This is a genomic window from Terrisporobacter glycolicus ATCC 14880 = DSM 1288, from assembly GCF_036812735.1.
Lineage (GTDB): Bacteria > Bacillota > Clostridia > Peptostreptococcales > Peptostreptococcaceae > Terrisporobacter > Terrisporobacter glycolicus.
In genome coordinates, this window is sequence record NZ_CP117523.1 from 483,949 (window position 1) to 502,778 (window position 18,830).

The following is an 18,830-nucleotide window of genomic DNA, read 5'->3' on the forward strand; positions in this document are numbered from 1 at the left end:
TAGTGAGATATACTCTTTTTATGTTTAATATGAAATTATTTTGTATTGTGCTTAATTAGTTTTTTTGAAAAAATAAGGACAATAAAAGATGCTAAAGCAAAAATCAATATATATGAAATCATTGTCCTTGAAAGACCTGTTGTTACTTCCGAATTATTAGGGTTATTTATATAAGATAGATACATGCTTTGTAGCAAGAAACTACCTTGCTCAGTTGATTTAGATGGAGAAATATCAACTTTGGATATCTTTGAAATATCAACCTTGCCATCAAATTTACTAAGAGGAATCATAAGTGTGGAAAGTGGTGTAATATTTGAATACATTGTTTGGGCTTCTTCATCTCTTAGGGATATACTAGTCATTTTACCAGGTTGATGCTGTAATGAATTTGTATTTGGTTCTGTAGAAATAGTATATGATGAACCGTTTTTATCAGTAAGAGTTATATCTAACATTTTATCTTTACCTTCATTAATAGGATCTGTTGAATTTTGCATGATTTCAAGACAAAGAGTATCAAATTTAGTAAAGTCATTGTTATTTGGAAGTTTAAAGCTGACTTTATCCTTTGTATTTTTAAAAGTAAGTGATACAAGAGGGTAATTGTTTGAAACTCCTGGTAATCTTACATTTCCTGCAGTATTTTTTTCTTTATCTTTACTTGCAATAACCTTTTTGAAATTTCCTAAAAGCATTTTAAAATCAGAGTTAGAAGTTGCGTTAAATAATGGCTTACTTCCACCTTTGACAAAACTCATTAATACATTTTGTTTATATAAAGTTCCGTCTTCACTAGGTGATAGGGCAGATAAGTTGCCTTTTTCAATGGTTGATTTAGAAAAGTCTACAATATATTTGCTTGCAAAATCACGTTGTACTTTACCTGACATAGGCTCTTTTAGTATATTACCCTTTGCATCTACAAATGAATTGTCTTCTTTAAAGATTGTAGAATTAAAGTTATTATGATTAGCAGAGTATAAATATATTAGTTGAAGATCGCTCTTTCTTTTTTGTAATGCCATTGTATCAAAAATTTGACGTCCATCTAATGTAATAACATCTCCATCAAGTTGAGGTAATATAATTCCAGTAGGAACATCAGGATAACTATCAAAAGCTGGCCAGTAGTTTGCTGGAGCTATTGAAATGTTTCCTTTAACATTGAGCCCCATTTCTTTTAATATTTCATTACCTAAAAATATGTTTTGCCCGCCTCTTGAATGTCCAACAAGAATAACATTGTTGAAATCAATTTTATTTTTCATATCAAAACCATAAATATTATCATTACCCTTATTAACAGCATCCTTAAGTGATTCTATATGTGTTTTTAATATTTTGTTGAATAAATATTTTTGTGCTTTATATCGTGAATTTTTATCAGAATCAGAAGAATCGAGAGAGTATACTGGTGTTAAATTTAGACCAAGTGATACAAACCCTTCCTTTGCTAATGCTTTCATATTATCTGCAAAACCAACATCAAAGTATGTTGACAGACCAGTTCCTTGATATGAACCATGAAGGAAAATTACAAGGGGCAATTTATTACCTTCAGGAACAGTAATAGAACCATTATTATCATATGTTATATACTTTGAAGTACTTCCCTCATCTAGTATGTTATATATATTATGCGGAAACAAATATTTATCTTTGCCTAAATTGTAAACAGATACATCACTATACTTAGGTTTAGATGGATCAACAATAAGTTTATCCATAAGTCCAGACTCTACAGATGGAGATGTTTTCATTTTTTTAAAAATATTATAAGGTGCATAGATCTTATTATCTTTTTCATAATACTTATCTTTTTGCACTTTTCCATTTATACTAATTTGAGAGTTCTTTTTATTAAAAGTTATGATATCTTTGTCTTTCTCATTTGAAATTTTATATTGAAATGTGTTGTCTTTTTTATTATCTAATTTAACTCCACCTAATTTCTCCATAACTTCATTTAATGAAAAGTAGGGTTTATCAGAACCTGTGGGATTCTCCTGAAGCATATCCTCACCAATAATTTCAAAATCATCTCCCCCAATTATCAAAGACGCATATGTACTTGATGGTAAAAATACAAGTAGCATGGTAATACATAATAAACAAATAGATAGTTTTCTAGCTTTTTTTAACATTATTTTCTCCTCGTTATATATTATTTTAAATTTAGCACAGATTATGGTGGTGTTTCTAATCTACTTATAAAGTATAAAGCCTAGTTATATTGATTTTTTTTCTGAGATGTAACATTAATGTAAAATATAATAGTAATTTGAATAAATTTATTACAGAATAGGTGACATAGATTAAATTATTTTAAATTCTAATGATAACAACAAAATTAAGGAATATTTAAATCAGTACTGTAAAAAGCTAGTAATAAGTAAAATTTTAGGAGGCAAACAAATGATAAATAAAATAGGGAAAATAACAATTTACGTAAACAATCAAGAAGAAGCTAAAGAGTTTTGGACTAAAAAAATGAACTTTGTTATAAAATTAGAACAACCAATGGGTCCAAATATGACGTGGTTAGAAGTTGGACCTAGTGAAGACGAGTTTACGTCTTTTGTAATATACGAAAAACAATTAATGTTAACTCAAAAACCGGATGAGATTGTATCTCACCCAAACATAATATTAAGTACAAATGATATAGAAACTACTTATAATGAATTAAAATCAAAAGATGTTAATGTAGGAAAATTAATGATAATGCCATATGGAAAAATGTTTAATTTTGCAGATCAAGATAAAAATGAGTACTTAGTTAGAGAAGATAAATATTAAAAAAGTATAATTAGAGGAGTACCACATGATTTATAAGTTTGAAGCTGTAATAAGAAAAGTACCAGATAAAGATGCAGCCTTTATTGAAATTCCATTTGATGTGGAAAAAGAATTTGAAGCAAAGAGGGTTAAGGTAAAAGTTAAGTTTGATGACATAGACTATAGAGGTTCTATCGTAAGAATGGGACAAGAATGTTATATGATAGGCATAACTAAAGACATAAGAAATCAAATGGGAAAAGGTCCTGGAGATAGTATATTTGTTCAAGTTGAAAAAGATGAGGAAATTCGTGAAATTGGACTGCCAGAAGATTTTAAAAATGAATTATATCAAAATGAAGAAGCATTAAAGTTTTATAACAGCTTATCATATTCAACAAAAAGAAAATACTTTCAATGGATAACAAGCGCTAAAAAAGAAGAGACAAGAAGAAAAAGAATTGCTGATGCAATTTTAAAGTTAGAAACCAATACTAAGCTGTAAGGATATTTTTGAAGAATAAAAGGAAATTTATCCTAATTAAATAATAATTAAGAAAGCCCGCTCTTATTACGACAGAGTAGGCTTTTTATCAAAAAAATTCCAGTATATTATGTATTTTTGTTTTATATTTTAGAAACTTGAATTAAAATAAAGGTAAGGAAATATTATTAAAATTTAATAAAAAACTTTAGTTATTAAGACATTTAAATTAAAAGTAATAGCCTAGATAAATTTGGGTTATTACTTTTATTTGATATAAATTCAAAATACAAACGCATTAACCGTAATATGGTAGGGTGAATATATTAATTTATAGTATGGAGGAGTATATGTTGGAGGAAATATATAGGGATATAATTGAAGGTAGTCAAGATGCATATGTTTGTTTTGAAGTTAAAAATAGCAATGGAATATTAGACAAGATAAAAATTATAGACATGAATAAATCTTATGAAAAATTGTCAGAACAGTATGAAATAAATATATTAGACCTATTGCCATGGGAATGTAGGTCAACTATAAATTCTGGCGAGATACTTGATAAATCTAGTTTAAGTAAGAAATATTCATATGAACACTACATTGGTAAAAATGAATTGTTCATAAATGTAGACCTATATAACGGTAAAAATGACAGATTTTACTTAAAATTTAAGATATTAAGAACATTAAATATAGGAGAAGTAAGAATATCAGATATTATTAGAACTGCACCATTTTTTGCATGGATAAAAGATAAAGATGGCAAATATGTTGATGTAAATAATAAATTTGTAGAGTTAGCTAATCTAACATATAAACACATAATAGGAAAAAGGGATTATGATATTTGGCCTGAAAATACCGCACATCAATTTATACATGAAGATAAAGAAGTAATTGAAAAAGAAAAAAAGTGTGACTTTGAGAGTCAAGTTATATTAGCAGAAGATAAAGTTCAATATCTTCAAACTGTAAAGTGGCCTACAATAGGTGAAAATGGAGAAATTAAAGGTACTATTGGGTTGGGGCTAGATATAAATGAAAAAGTACAGCTAAGAGACGATATAAAAAAGAATGAACAATTTTTTCTAGAAATATCTAATAATATAGATGATGCAATAATAATAAGAAATAAAGAAAAATGTATTTATATCAGTAATTCGTTTGAAAAAATATTTGGATTTAACCCAGAACGTCTATATGAAGATATAACTTTATGGCACAATGAGTGGGAGAATATAGAATTAATAGATGGAAGTATAGACTACAACAATTTAGAAATTACCTCAAATATAGCTAGAGTTAGAAATGGTAAATTTGATAAGTGGATACAAAGTAGATTTGTACCTGTATTAGGTGGTAATGGACAAATAGTTGAAAAAATAGGCATAATAAGTGATATAACTGCACGTAAGAAATTAGAGGAGAAACTAGAATCTTTAAGAATGGATTTTTTTGCAAATGTATCTCATGAAATAAGAACACCAGTCACCTTAATATTGAGTTGTATACAATTATTATCAGCAAAAATTGATATGTTAGACAGTGAAGATCAAGAATACTTCTATAGATATACACATATTATGAAGCAAAATAGCTACAGATTATTAAAATTAGTAAATAATTTAATAGATACAACCAAAATCGATAGTGGTAACTTTACATATAATCCACAAAATCACGATATTATTAGCTTTGTAGAGAATATATGTATGTCTGTATCACAATTTGTGAATATGAACAATATGAATATAATTTTTGATACAGATACGGAAGAAAAAATAATTAGTTTTGATTTAGATAATATGGAGAGAATCATATTAAATTTATTATCCAATGCTATAAAATATAACAAAGCTAATGGAAATATTGAAGTTAATATAAATTGCAAGAATAATATACAAATAAGTATAAAAGACAATGGAATAGGAATACCTAAGTCAAAACAGGACAGAGTGTTTGAACGATTTGGACAAGTAAAAAATAAAATGAAGACAGAACATGAGGGAAGTGGAATAGGCCTTTTCTTAGTAAAGTCATTAGTTGAATTAAATGGTGGAAAAATAATACTTAATAGTGAGTTAAGTAAAGGAAGTGAATTTGTAATAAGTCTGCCGGACAGGATGGAAAATGACGAGGTAGCGGCTACAAAGATAGGTTTTACACAAGCAAAAATAGACAGAATGAATATTGAATTCTCAGATATATATGTATAAATAATTTACATACATAAATTAGGTGTGGAAATTTAAGCATGCCTAGTTTGATTATTTTAATATAAAATTAAGTTTATAAACATTTAAGATGATGAAAAAAATATAGATTAACAAAGATAAAAAACTATCAAGTTTATAGCTTGGTAGTTTTTTTTACAATAAATATCAAATAATACATAAAAAAATACTTAAACAACTAAATTCGACAGTACAAGACAATGGAAAATGCTACTATTGAAAGAAGATGAAGCAAATATTAGAATACAAATAGTTAAAAAAATAAACTATTATAAAGTAATAATAAGGATTCTAGTATAATACAAATAATTGTATTAAAATGAAGGAGTTACCAGCATGGATTATAAAAAGAATATTGTAAAAACAATTAGTTATTTATGGATAATAGGTGCATTTGTTTTTTGTACTATAAATCATTTGTTTGAATTTAGTATAGTGAACAAGTTTATTATAAATTCGTATATGCTAAGAGCATTGATAGTTATGATTATAATACCAGTAATTATTTTATTAGAAACAATAATTAAAGAAGAACTAGAAAAAAGGAAAGAAGAACATAATTCAAAGTTAAAAATTGGAGTTGTAATTACAATCATATCTTTAATTAGTTTTATATTTATATCTACGTCATATTATGAATGGAGTCATGGAGGCTCAGGTATCACAGATAATGAAATGAATTTCATGGGGTTGCTGTGTGTAATCGTCTTTACTATAGGAATAATCTTAATTAAATCACCAATCAAACAAATAAACAGAAAGTTAAAACCAATAATATTAAAAGAAGAGGGACAAGCTAAATCTGAGAAGGAGCAAGCTTCTTGGTATGGTGTAGAAAAATTAAAAAACTGTTGTCAAATGGAAATATACCAGATAACAAAAACTATAGGTTTAGTTTCAGATATTGCAGATAATCGAAGAGAATCCATAAAACAAGAAGATAATAGGCAAAGTTTAAATAATACTAAAATAAATGCAAGTTCAGATTTAATTAAAAAAGAAAATAGTTTTAGAAGGTTGCATAGTGAATTATCAAAAGCTGTAACTTCCAATATAATTTCAAAAGAAGCAATTTTTAGTGGTATGGAAATAATACAAACAAACTTAGTAATTAGTGAAACAGGAGCTAGAGAAATAACTGTAAAAGTAAAAAACAATACAATGTATCATATAGACGGAAGCATAAAAGCTATTTTCTATGATGAAAATAATAAAAAAATAGGGATTGCAAACTTAGTTCTGCCACATTTAGGTATAGTTGATGAAGGATATATAAAAGGCATTTGTACAGATACTGATGTAAATCAGGAATATAGTGTTAAATATGAGGCAAATAATTTATGGGTAATAGAGTCTCTGCCTAATGTTGATAATGAAAATTTAATGGAGGTTTTAAGAAAATCAAAAACTAAAAAGATAGATTTATCTTGGGCTAAAATTAGAGATACTAAAAATCTTAAAAAAATTATAAATGAAGATACAAATATATACTATGATAATGTAATTGATTTAGGAAATGTAGAATACTCAAACGATTTAATTAAGATATTTAAAAAAATAGAATTAATCGATTTAGACAATAATTATGAGATGAGAAGGGAAATTGCAAATATATTAGAAATTAGCGATATTAACTTTTCAACAGCATATAATCAATTAAAAAAATCTGATTCTATTAAAATTGAAGATGGATTTATAAAAGTAGTTAAATCAGATATAGAAATGACTGAAGAAGACTTTTGTAATCTAAAAAGTAAAATAAAATCTATGAGTTATGAAAAGTTATCAAAATCAAATAATAATATGAGAAAAATGCGTAACCGAACAGGCTCAAAATATAAATCAGGTAGACGAAAGTATGATTTAATTAGGTTTAATTATATTGGTAAAAAAATACAATTATCGGATAAATATGGAGAGCCAAATAAAAATGGTGTTTATGAAATAAATCAAAAAGCTAGTTTAAATAATTATTTAAATAAAGAAATTACTGATAGAGACAGTCTTTACTTCTTTTTAGAAAGAATAAAGTCCAATGGTATAGGAGTTAGATTAGCTCCAGAAGTAGTTAAATTAAGAAGGAAAATTGTTGAAGGTTCAATGACACCAGAGGAGGAACAAATCAAAATAGAAGAAATAATGATAAAGTTTAATTTCAAACAAATATCAAAAGTAAATGAAAATAATAGCTCTCACCAAACTATAGCACAACAGTTAAGGAATTTTAAATCATTATTAGATGAGGGAACAATAACGGAAGAAGAATTTAATAAACGTAAGAAGGAATTACTATAAGAATTGTGCTTATATGTAATTATTTATGAAGGGGCTGTGTAGCAATTTATAAAAAAATTGCCTTGCGCAGTCCCTTTAATTTTAATCATTGTATTTATACACACATAAATAATATTTTCATTGAAATTTCAACGTTTTTAATAACTAGAAAGAGCAATTTAAATAGAATAATATTTGTAATTGATTGAATATTAAGAGTCCATAGAAATTCAGGAAATAATCAGAAAATGTCGAAAATTGTTTACATTAATGAAAAACAATTATATAATTAAATAAAAAATATAACGAAATTGTAAGAAAGGAAGTTTTGTACAATATGGAATTAATAGGAATATTAATAATAATCGTCGGTTTTACATTAAAACTAGACACAATAGCTGTCATAGTAACAGCAGGGATAAGTACGGGCTTAGTAGCTCAGATGGGAATAGGGGAAATTTTAAGCACACTTGGGGAAGCGTTTATCACAAATAGAACGACGTGTTTATTTATGCTTACAGTGCCAATTATAGGACTATGTGAAAGATATGGATTAAAAGCCAAAGCAATAATGCTTATAAAAAAAGCAAGTTCTTTATCAACAGGAATATTATTAAGTGGATATACATTCGTAAGAGAATTAACTATAGGAATGGGAGTTACTCTTGGAGGTCATCCACAATTCGTTAGACCTTTAGTAAGTCCAATGGCAGAAGGTGCAGCAATTGCTAAATACAATGAGGTAGAAGAAGAAGATTTAGATAAAATAAAAGCTTATGCAGCAGCATCTGATAACATAGGTAATTTCTACGCTCAGAACATATTTATTGGGAATGCAGGAATACTTTTAGTTGCATCTACTATGGAAGGTTTAGGAATGCCAGTAGATACATTACAATTATCAAAAGTTGCAATACCAGTAGCAGTAATAGCTTTAGCAATGTGGATTGGGCAAAATATATTATTAGATAGAAAATTAAAGAAAAAATATGAAAATAGAAAGAAAAGTTCAGGAGGTGTAGCATAATGGATATGACGCAAGTTTCAAATATCTTATTAGAAGTATTTTACATTATGTTAGGCTTATACATGGGAATTACCATGGTATTTACTCTAAAAGATAAGAATCATAAAACGAGAATAGGTACAGCAATGTTTTGGGGTATATTAGCAGCAGTATTTATTGTAGGAAAATACATCCCAAGTACAATAGTTGGATTATTAGTAGTTGTTATAGCAGTTTTATCAGCAACTAAACAAATAAATATTGGAACGTTTAAACAACTAGATGAAACATTTACACAGTTAAAAGCAGAAAAGTTAGGTTTAAAAATATTTATTCCTTCTTTATCAATAGCAGTTATAGCTATGCTTGTAGCTCAATTCACATCTTTCTCTGGAACAGTAGCTATAGGAATATCATCTACAGTAACTTTATTAGTAACGTTTATGATAACTAAAGCAAAACCAAAAGAGCTATTGGAAGATACTAACAGAATGTATCAATCAATGGGTTCATTTACAATACTACCTCAACTATTAGCTTCACTAGGAGTATTATTTACAGCAGCAGGTGTGGGAGATAAAATATCTTCAATGATATCTGGTGTTATACCAAGTGGAAGTATATTAGCAGGAGTTATAGCATACTGTGTAGGTATGGCTGTATTTACAGCAATTATGGGTAATGCATTTGCAGCATTCTCAGTTATTACAGTAGGTGTAGGTATACCATTTGTATTTGCACAAGGTGGAGATCCAGCAGTTTGTTCTATACTTGCATTAACAGCAGGATATTGTGGAACGTTACTAACACCAATGGCTGCTAACTTTAACGTGTTGCCAGCTGCATTATTAGAACTTAAAGACAAAAACGCAGTAATAAAAGCACAAGCACCAATAGCTTTAACATTATTAGCAGTTCACGTTGTATTAATGTATACTTTAGGATTTTAATTAAAATAAAAGAGGACTCATGGAGGATTGACTATGAAAATATTATTAACTGGATTTGATCCATTTGGAGGAGAACCTGTAAACCCAGCTGAAGAAGCTGTAAAAAGAGTAAGAAATAATATAAATGGAGCTGAGATTATAAAAATAACTATACCAACAGTTAAAAATAAATCAGTTGCAGCCATAGAAAAAGCTATAGAAATGCATAACCCGGATGTAGTAATATCTGTGGGACAAGCAGGAGGAAGATTTGATATAACTCCAGAAAGAGTAGCTATAAATATGGATGATTTTAGAATAGAAGATAACGAAGGAAATCAACCTACAGATGAAATAATACAAGAAGATGGACAAGCTGCATATTTCTCTAATTTACCAGTAAAGGCTATGGTAAAACATATGAATGATAATAATATACCAGCTACTCTATCTAATACAGCAGGAACTTTTGTATGTAATCATGTAATGTACGGAATATTATATATGATAGACAAAAAATATCCAAATATAAAAGGTGGATTTATACACATACCTTATATGACATCTCAAGTTATTGATAAGAAAAACACACCGTTTATGTCTTTAGATGAAATAGTAAAAGGATTAGAGTTTGCTCTAGAAGCTTGTACTTTATATGATGAAGATGTAAAAGTAATAGGCGGAGAAATTTGTTAATGAAAAATACTAACTTTTTTGTTTATGGAAGTTTAAGAGAAGGATTCTTTAACTATGAGAAATACTTACAGGGGAAAGTATATGACCTAAAACCAGGGAAAATTGAAAATATGTCATTATATCATATGCCTTATAAAGGATATCCAGCCATAATACATGGTAATAATGCAGTTGTAGGTGAAATAGTAACTATAAATGAAGATGTTTATGAAGAAACTATGAAAGCAATGGATAAGATGGAAGGTTTCTTAGGATATGAAAATCCAGAAAATGAATATCATAAGGTACTTTTAGAAGTGGAAAATATTCATACTAAAGAAAAAGAAAAATGCTTTGTTTATTTTTATAATAAAGATAAAGATGACTTATTTAATAAAGAAGCATTATATATAAAATCTGGAAACTGGAAAGAATATATGTTATACCAGAACTTATAATAAAATAAATAAAAACCTTATGAGGATTTAATTCCATAGGGTTTTTATACAAAATAATAAAGTATAAAAAAATTAATAAAGAATCTTGACACACATAAAATATGAATATATAATAAAAACATAAATTAATTGAGTTAAATTAAATTGATATAAATTGGAGTTGGTAATTTGGATAAATATGAAGCGATAAAATTAGATAATCAACTATGTTTTTCTCTATATGCACTATCAAGAGAAGTTATAAAACGATACAAACCATTACTTGATAAGCATGGACTAACTTATACACAATATGTGGCCATGTTAGTAATGTGGGAAGAAGAAAAAATAGGCTTCAAAGAATTAGGAAAGAGATTACATCTAGATTCTGGTACACTAACACCTGTAGTAAAAAAATTAGAATCTATGGATTTAGTAATAAAATATAGAAATAAAGAAGATGATAGAGTAGTCACAGTAGAGCTAACAGAAAAGGGAAGATCAATGAAAGAGGAAATACTTGATGTTCCAGAACAAATATATACTCTATGTTGTGGTCAAGAGGTAGACTTATCTTGTGTAAAAACACAAATAGATAAATTGTTAAATATGTTAGACTAAAATTACTAAAAATAATAGTGAGTTAAATTCAGTAAAGAATTTAACTCTAAAATATAAAAAGATTGATTGAACTAAATTAAATTTGGGTAAATTACAGATAGGAGAAATTAATATGAGATTTTACGATTTTAAAGCAAATAAGATGAATGGGCAAGAAGTAAGTATGAGTGATTATAAAGGAAAGGTTGTATTAGTTGTAAATACAGCAAGTAAATGCGGATTAACTCCACAGTTTGAAGGTTTAGAAGCATTATACAAAGAGTATAAGAATCAAGGATTAGACATTTTAGGGTTTCCTTGTAATCAATTTGCAAACCAAGAAAAAGGAAGTAATGAAGAAATACACGAATTTTGTCAATTAAATTATGGAGTAAGTTTTACAATGTTTGAAAAAATAGATGTAAATGGTAATAATGCACATCCTTTATATAAATACTTAAAAAATGAAGCAAAAGGACTTCTAGGTAAAGAAATAAAATGGAATTTTACTAAGTTCTTAATAGACTCAGAAGGAAATGTAGTAAAAAGATATGCACCAACAGTAGAACCATTAAAGATCAAATATGATATAGAAAACTTATTAAAATAATCAGGAGGTACAAAAATGAGCGATAGAATAGATATAGCAATAATAGGAAGTGGGCCAGCAGGTGTATCTGCAGCTTTAAATGCAAGTATAAGAAAAAAAACATTTAAAATATTTGGTAGCAAAGAAATAAGTCCCAAATTAGTAAAGGCTCATAAAGTTAATAACTACCTAGGATTCTATGGTAAAAGTGGATTGGAAATAAGAGATGAGTTTGCTAAACACTTAGAATCAATGGACATAGATATAACAGAAGATAAAATAAATAACATATATTCAATGGGCGATTATTTTGCCCTAATGGGAACAAATAATAACTACGAAGCAAAGACTGTAATACTAGCAACAGGGGTAAACTTTGGGAAACCGTTAAAAGGAGAAGAAGAGCTTTTAGGTAGAGGGGTAGGATATTGTGCAACATGTGATGCTCCTTTATACAAAGATAAAGTAGTTACTATAATTGCTTATAACAAACATGAAGAGTCAGAAGCAAACTTTATAGCCCAAGTAGCTTCAAAGGTATACTACATACCTATGTACAAAGAAGAAGTCGAGGTAGATTCTTCAATAGAAATAATAAAAGATACTCCAGTAGAAATAGTAGGAGATAAGTTTGTAGAAAAACTAGTATTAAAAGATAGAGAAATAGAAACTGATGGTATATTCATACTTAGAGATAGCATATCTCCAGGTCAATTAGTACCAGGCTTACAATTAGACGGAAATCATATAGACGTAGATAGAAAAATGAGTACAAACTTAAAAGGGTGTTTTGCAGCAGGAGATATAGTTGGAACACCATATCAATATATAAAAGCAGCAGGAGAAGGTAATATAGCAGCCCTTTCTGCAGTATCTTACTTAGATGAACAAAGAAGAAATAATAAATAATAAATGGGAGAGATAAAAAATGGCTAAAATAGTTAATTCAAATGAATTTAAAGAAGCAATAAAAGAAGAAGGAATAGTCGTAGTAGATTTCTTTGCAAATTGGTGTGGACCTTGCAAAATGCTAGCTCCAATATTTGAAGAATTATCAAATGAAATGGAAGGAAAAACACAATTTATAAAAGTTGATGTTGACCAAAGTGTAGATATTGCAAGGGAATATGGAGTTCAATCAATACCGACAATGACTATCATAAAAAATGGACAGCCAGTAGAAACAATGGTTGGTTTCTTACCTAAAGATGTAATTAAATCAAATATAGAAAATTATCTATAAAATTAAAATATGCCCCAAAAGATTTTAACCCCCTTTTTAAAATCTTAATATATATAAGAACTATTAAGCTATTAGCTTGTTAGTTCTTTTTTTATCTAATTTTTTATAGTTCAAGTTATAATTTTACATTTAATATGAATAATTAAATCATAACAAATAACTTACTTTACTGGTTTACAAATACTCTAATGAATCTTTTAAGGGTTTGATATTACAGAATCAGACTTACATTATATATAATTATGGTGGGTATTATGTAAAAACATACCATTTATAAATACTTATATACTAATGATGGGGATTATAATCATGAGAAACTATAAAAATAAAAGATAATTATAATGAAAAACTTAAGCTTTTTAGATTATATTTATTCGAAAAAATTTAAATCTATAAATAAAATAGAAGTAAATTATATTAAGCAGATTAAAGATGAAATAGCAAATAATAATTACAATTCAGAACAATTAATTAGATTTATCCACATAAATATATAATTTACCATTGATACTGGGGATAAATAAAAAAGCAATAAAATATGATTTGTGGATAACGTTATCCTGATTAGATATACAAAAAAACGCTAAGTTTTATAAACTTAGCGTTTATTTTTTGTTTAGTTGATTTTCAACCCATAATAGCATATAGTCTCCAAGAGATTTGTTTGTGTAATAATATTGCAAAGATTTACTTTCAGAAGAAGAATCAGTAGCGTCTATAACTGATAACAAATACGAAAGTGACATACTATAAAAATTTAATGAATTTAAAAGTGCTAGTGATATAGGATTTTTTTCTATATCTCCACTTTCTGTTTTATGATATTCTGATAACTCTAACCTTAATTCTTTAATCTGAGATTTTATAAAAGAAGCATCTTTTACAAGAGGAGTTTTATCATCATTATTAGTTATTTTATCTAATGTGTTTGCAGCAAGTATATCTAATTGACTAGAAATACTTTGCAGTTGAGTTAAATATTTTTTTTCTTTATCAGCGGGTTGTTGATTACTAGATTCAAGTATAAGATTTTGACCATAAACTTTATTAAAGTTAAACCCTATACTTGTAAAAGTTATAGAAAAAATAAGCATGGATATAATTGCTTTTTTCATTGTTAATCCTCCATAATAAAAAAGTCTATTATTAATATTATTCATAATAATAGACTTTTTAATCATGTATAAATTTACCTTTTAATTTAGAATTATCTATTTACATATAAATTCTTTATTAACTATTTCAATCATTTTACTTAAAGCTTCTTCAATAATAAGTTCGCCCTTCTCTTTAGTACTTGTTCTACCAATAGATAAAAGACCAGACTGAGGTACTAAATCTTTTGGAATAGGATAAACTTGATAAGTAGGAACTTCATCGATTTTTTCATCGATTAATCTATCCATATGAACAAGATCAGGTCTAAATTTTAATATTAAAGAAGTTTCTGTAATAGCTGCATGCTCAAGTGCCCATCCTGGAAACTCAACTTCATCAAATATTTTATCAATAGTATTTTGAGTTATTAAATCCCACCAGCTCATCATTATGATTTTAGTATCAGCTGGCATATTTTTGCTTACTAAATCAATTGCTTCTAATAAGAAAGCTTGATTTTCAAAATGAGAGTTAACTAGTGCTATTTTACGAACACCATCTCTAATAAGCTCTTCTATTATATCTTTTACTAAATTTATTAAAGTTGTTCCATTTAAGTCTATTGTACCAGGGAATAATGGACCCCCACCAGAAGCTGGTTGTGATTTGTATCCATAATTTATAGACGGCATAACAATACCATTTACTTTATCACCTAAAAGGTTTGCAAAACCTTCTGATATAATAGTATCTGTAAATAAAGGTAGATGAGGTCCATGTTGTTCAACAGAACCTACAGGTAGTATTACCACATCTTTGTCTTTTCTTTCATTAAATTCATACCAAGTCATGTTTGCCACTAAAGTCATATATATCCTCCTAAATATATTTAAGTTTATTGTTTTTGTAATCTATATAATTTAAATAATCTCTTATCATAAGAGAATTAAGTAATTCGTTTTTGTATCTGGCATTTTCCAGATCATTTTTTAGCATTTCTTTAATTTTATTTAATCTATAAATTAATGTATTTCTATGAATAAATAATTCATGAGAAGTTTTTAATAAGTTACAATCATTAGTTAAATAGCACCTTAGAGTTTCTAGTAAGTTTAAATTACTGCTTTTACTAATTTCTATTAAAGGTGCTAAAGATTCTTCACAATAACCTCTTAGTTTATTTATAGAATTTACTTCAAATAAAATCTTATAAAATCCTAAAGTAGAGTAATCAATATAATTATCATTCCAATTGTTATATTCATAAAGTTCATAAGCTTTAATGGCGTCAGAATAACTATCTTTTATAGAAAGTAAACTTTTATATATATCACCAAATACTAAAAATATATTATTATTTTTGTTAAATTCATTATGAATATATTTTAAATTTGACTTTATCTCTAAGTATAAATCTTCAGAGTCTGTACCAATTATTATGATAATCTCATTATTTAAAACATCGATCATAAAAGTATTACAATTTGATGAAATCTTACTCTTAATTTTAGAAACAAGTTGATTAATATCAATAAGATTGATATTAGAAGTTTTAAAAATAGCGGAACAGTAAATTTTACTGCTTTTTATATTATATAGTCTTATAAGTTCATGAATTTTTTCCATATTTAAGTCTTTATTAAAGATAAGTTCTTTTAAAAGTTCTTTTTCAGTATTAGATTTAAAATTTTCTTTCATTATATAGTTTGAAATTGATTTACTAACATCTACAATCTTTAAATTCCAAGGCATTTTAAATAAGGGTAAATCTATTTCATCACATAAATTGATTATATGAGGAGAAATATCTTTTATAAATTCATCACTTGTCAAAATTACTAATCCAGAGATTGATTTTTCCCTACACTTATATATTAGATTAATTAGTTTGTCCTCATTTAAATCCATTCCCATTCCAGTTAAGAAAAGTAGCTCACCACCATTTATCCATTTATAAAAATCTATAGATTGGCATATATATGGCCAAGTTACTGTTTTGTATAAGCCATTTTCACCTGCTAACAATTTTATATTTTTGAATATTTCTAAATTTAATAAATCCTGACAGTTAATCATAAGGGTTATGATTCCTTTCTTGTTATAATAATAATATTATTATAACAAAAACTGTCTATTAAATAGAGATTATGTATACTCATGCTATCATAATAATAAGTTTTTAGTCATTGTACTTAAGATACAATTTCATTATTATTTTATGTGCATAGAATACTACATTTGAGTTAGCATTTTCTTTTGATTTTTGGGAAATAATATAAAGAAACATTTCTAAGGAGGGTAAAAAAATGCAAAGTGGAGATTTAAGCTGTAATGTAACAAATTGTGCACATAATTTTGGTTATGAATGTAAAGCAGGTGCCATAAATGTAGGTGGACATAGTGCTGTGGAAAATTTAGATACTACTTGTACAACTTTTGTAGATAAAGCAAAAAGTAGCTTTGTGAATAGTATAGATGCTCTAAATACAGATGTATGTAATATAAAATGCGAAGCTCATAATTGTGTACATAACGAAAATAAAGGATGCCATGCAGATAATGTTCAAATAGATGTTCAAAATGCATGTTGTAATACATTTGAATGTGAGTAACAAAATAAAGGTATTATCAATTTTATTATTGATAATACCTTTATTTTGTTAAAATAAGTTTATAACATATTTAATATTTACTAAAATGATAAACGAGCAACTATTTTAAAATAGTAAAAGTTTTATTATTTAATTCAATTAAGCCATCATTTTTCATATTAGATAATTCTCTCATTAGTGAACATCTATTTACACCCAAATAATCAGCAAATTTCGATTTGCTAAATGGTATTTGAACTTTGTTAGAATTGCACTTATCTGACTCATTAATTAAAAAGGTCATTATTTTTTCACGAATATTTTTCTTTGATAATACTTCAAGTTTATCTATAAATAATAGATTATTTTTAGCAATTTGGTTAAGTAAATTTTCTCTAAACAAAACTCTACATTCACAAGTATTTCTACAATTATTAGTGCTATATTTTTTATGAAAAGGAAGACATAAAATTTTACACTTTGTAGAGCATTTGTAGGTATATGGACTTATGGAAGGTGTGTCTAAAATCATTTGTTCACCGAAGAAATTCCCTAAATAAAAATCTAGTATATATGCATTATTTCCAAAGATATCTACTTTTTCTATGCAAACACTACCTGAGATTATTATGCATAAAAAATTTATCTCATCTCCTTGGAAATAAATAACTTCATTTTTTTCATAAGACTTATAATATGCGCCACAACAGTTTAAAAGATGTTCTAACTGATCTAATGGGAATTTTGAAAATATATTAAATTTAGTCAGCAAATTTATATCACTAGATATATCAATCATCATATTCACCACCTATTTGATTAAATGCCTTACTAATTTAAATATTATATTAACTTTCGTTAAAAAACATCAATTTTTTTGAAAAATGATAAAAGTGTTACATTTGCAACACACAAACTTAAATAGTTAAATTATTATTAATATTAAATGATGTTATTAAAAAAATATAATCTGAAAATTTAATGATGAAATAATCTCTAGCCTGAAGGCTAAAAAATTGTTATGAAGACGCTAACTTAATGGCGTCTTTTTTTATTATATGGAGGGGTTAAATGGAATTAGATAATATTCGTAATAAGTGGAAAAATAGTGATTTTAATAAAAAGGTGAGTGTAGATTTATGGGATTCTATGGCAGAAAGTTTTAATAAGTTTACGGTACCTACAGTAGAAGATAGTCAATTTTTAAAACTTGTATCAGAGAATGATATGATAAATTCTAATTCTCAAGTTTTAGATGTGGGTTGTGGTAGTGGAAAGTATTCCATTGCTTTATCTAATTTGTGCGAAAATATTATAGGGATTGATTTATCACCAAAGATGATTGAAAATGCAAATAATAATAAAGAAATATATAAAGCAAGTAATGTGGAGTTTTACTGTGAAGACTGGAGTAGCTTTGATCTATCAAAGCATGAATTTAACAATAAGTTTGATTTAGTTTTTGCTCATATGACACCAGCTATAAATAGTGCAGAAACTTTTGAAAAGCTATCAAAGGCTAGTAAAAAATACTGTGTATTGTGTAAGTCTACAAGAAGAAATGATCCAGTGTCTGATAAAGTAAAAGAACTTGTAGGTATAAGTAAAAACAAAGAAAGTTATGATATGGACGTTGCCTATGCATTTGAGATGTTATGGCTAGAAGGATATGAACCAAAGGTGGAATATGAAAAACAAGTATGGCATATGGAAAAAACACTTGAAGAAGCTTTTGGATTATATATAAACAGAGTTAAATCATACAAGGAGATCACTTTAGAGGAAGAAAAAATTATTAAAAAATATTTAGAGTCAATATGTAAAGATGGAATAGTTGGTGAAAAAGTAAATACAACTATAGCGACTATATATTGGCAAGTATAGGA

General features: G+C 26.9%; 19 protein-coding genes. 14 read left to right on the plus strand and 5 right to left on the minus strand.

What is annotated here, in order from left to right; all coding sequences use genetic code 11:
- Positions 1 to 35 precede the first annotated feature (35 nt).
- The gene (locus TEGL_RS02525) at positions 36 to 2,147 is read right to left on the minus strand and encodes a hypothetical protein (protein ID WP_027626990.1); all 2,112 of its coding nucleotides are present in this window, start codon (positions 2,145 to 2,147) and stop codon (positions 36 to 38) included.
- A 271-nt stretch (positions 2,148 to 2,418) separates the two neighbouring features.
- Here TEGL_RS02525 and TEGL_RS02530 point away from each other — a divergent pair, with 271 nt between their 5' ends.
- The 12 genes from TEGL_RS02530 (at position 2,419) to trxA (ending at position 13,255) form a co-directional block, all read left to right on the plus strand.
- Positions 2,419 to 2,802, plus strand: coding sequence for a VOC family protein (locus tag TEGL_RS02530; RefSeq protein WP_027626989.1), 384 nt, complete (start codon positions 2,419 to 2,421; stop codon positions 2,800 to 2,802).
- A gap of 25 nt (positions 2,803 to 2,827) precedes the next feature.
- Positions 2,828 to 3,286 carry a YdeI/OmpD-associated family protein gene (locus tag TEGL_RS02535; protein ID WP_034855012.1) on the plus strand — a complete coding sequence of 153 codons (459 nt, stop codon included), beginning with the start codon at positions 2,828 to 2,830 and terminating at the stop codon, positions 3,284 to 3,286.
- Between the two features lie 329 nt (positions 3,287 to 3,615).
- Positions 3,616 to 5,484, plus strand: coding sequence for a sensor histidine kinase (locus TEGL_RS02540; protein ID WP_161618797.1), 1,869 nt, complete (start codon positions 3,616 to 3,618; stop codon positions 5,482 to 5,484).
- A gap of 354 nt (positions 5,485 to 5,838) precedes the next feature.
- Positions 5,839 to 7,797, plus strand: coding sequence for an SHOCT domain-containing protein (locus TEGL_RS02545; RefSeq protein WP_027626987.1), 1,959 nt, complete (start codon positions 5,839 to 5,841; stop codon positions 7,795 to 7,797).
- Positions 7,798 to 8,113: 316 nt separating this feature from the next.
- The gene (locus TEGL_RS02550) at positions 8,114 to 8,803 is read left to right on the plus strand and encodes a DUF969 domain-containing protein (protein ID WP_027626986.1); all 690 of its coding nucleotides are present in this window, start codon (positions 8,114 to 8,116) and stop codon (positions 8,801 to 8,803) included.
- Positions 8,803 to 9,732 (plus strand): DUF979 domain-containing protein, encoded by a 930-nt coding sequence (locus TEGL_RS02555; RefSeq protein WP_018590944.1) that lies wholly within the window; start codon positions 8,803 to 8,805, stop codon positions 9,730 to 9,732. Before TEGL_RS02550 ends, TEGL_RS02555 begins: the two co-directional genes overlap by 1 nt.
- A 33-nt stretch (positions 9,733 to 9,765) precedes the next feature.
- Positions 9,766 to 10,407, plus strand: coding sequence for a pyroglutamyl-peptidase I (gene pcp / locus TEGL_RS02560; protein ID WP_027626985.1), 642 nt, complete (start codon positions 9,766 to 9,768; stop codon positions 10,405 to 10,407).
- Entirely contained in the window at positions 10,407 to 10,844 is a 438-nt protein-coding gene (locus tag TEGL_RS02565; protein WP_027626984.1) for a gamma-glutamylcyclotransferase family protein, read from the plus strand. The genes pcp and TEGL_RS02565 overlap by 1 nt, the downstream gene beginning before the upstream one ends.
- A gap of 168 nt (positions 10,845 to 11,012) precedes the next feature.
- On the plus strand, positions 11,013 to 11,444 hold the full coding sequence (locus tag TEGL_RS02570; protein WP_027626983.1) for a MarR family winged helix-turn-helix transcriptional regulator: 432 nt from the start codon (positions 11,013 to 11,015) through the stop codon (positions 11,442 to 11,444).
- A gap of 112 nt (positions 11,445 to 11,556) precedes the next feature.
- On the plus strand, positions 11,557 to 12,033 hold the full coding sequence (locus TEGL_RS02575; RefSeq protein WP_027626982.1) for a glutathione peroxidase: 477 nt from the start codon (positions 11,557 to 11,559) through the stop codon (positions 12,031 to 12,033).
- A gap of 15 nt (positions 12,034 to 12,048) precedes the next feature.
- Positions 12,049 to 12,921: an NAD(P)/FAD-dependent oxidoreductase gene (locus TEGL_RS02580; protein WP_027626981.1), complete on the plus strand. Its 873-nt coding sequence runs from the start codon at positions 12,049 to 12,051 to the stop codon at positions 12,919 to 12,921.
- A gap of 19 nt (positions 12,922 to 12,940) precedes the next feature.
- Positions 12,941 to 13,255, plus strand: coding sequence for a thioredoxin (gene trxA, locus TEGL_RS02585; RefSeq protein WP_027626980.1), 315 nt, complete (start codon positions 12,941 to 12,943; stop codon positions 13,253 to 13,255).
- Positions 13,256 to 13,860: 605 nt separating this feature from the next.
- Here trxA and TEGL_RS02590 read toward each other — a convergent pair.
- The 3 genes from TEGL_RS02590 to TEGL_RS02600 form a co-directional block, all read right to left on the minus strand.
- Positions 13,861 to 14,370, minus strand: a complete 510-nt coding sequence (locus TEGL_RS02590; RefSeq protein ID WP_027626979.1) for a hypothetical protein — start codon at positions 14,368 to 14,370, stop codon at positions 13,861 to 13,863.
- Between the two features lie 96 nt (positions 14,371 to 14,466).
- Positions 14,467 to 15,222, minus strand: a complete 756-nt coding sequence (locus TEGL_RS02595) for a creatininase (RefSeq protein WP_242827338.1) — start codon at positions 15,220 to 15,222, stop codon at positions 14,467 to 14,469.
- A 10-nt stretch (positions 15,223 to 15,232) separates the two neighbouring features.
- Positions 15,233 to 16,429 (minus strand): PucR family transcriptional regulator, encoded by a 1,197-nt coding sequence (locus TEGL_RS02600; RefSeq protein WP_027626977.1) that lies wholly within the window; start codon positions 16,427 to 16,429, stop codon positions 15,233 to 15,235.
- Positions 16,430 to 16,659: 230 nt separating this feature from the next.
- Between TEGL_RS02600 and TEGL_RS02605 the strand changes: the two genes are divergently transcribed.
- A complete protein-coding gene (locus TEGL_RS02605; RefSeq protein WP_027626976.1) occupies positions 16,660 to 16,965 on the plus strand; it encodes a DUF1540 domain-containing protein in 306 nt (101 codons plus the stop codon).
- A 100-nt stretch (positions 16,966 to 17,065) separates the two neighbouring features.
- On the opposite strand, the gene TEGL_RS02610 is transcribed toward TEGL_RS02605, so the two are convergent.
- On the minus strand, positions 17,066 to 17,746 hold the full coding sequence (locus TEGL_RS02610; protein ID WP_081650696.1) for a Crp/Fnr family transcriptional regulator: 681 nt from the start codon (positions 17,744 to 17,746) through the stop codon (positions 17,066 to 17,068).
- Positions 17,747 to 18,015: 269 nt separating this feature from the next.
- On the opposite strand from TEGL_RS02610, the gene TEGL_RS02615 reads away from it, so the two are divergent.
- Entirely contained in the window at positions 18,016 to 18,828 is an 813-nt protein-coding gene (locus TEGL_RS02615; RefSeq protein WP_018590947.1) for a class I SAM-dependent methyltransferase, read from the plus strand.
- The last annotated feature ends 2 nt before the right edge of the window (positions 18,829 to 18,830 follow it).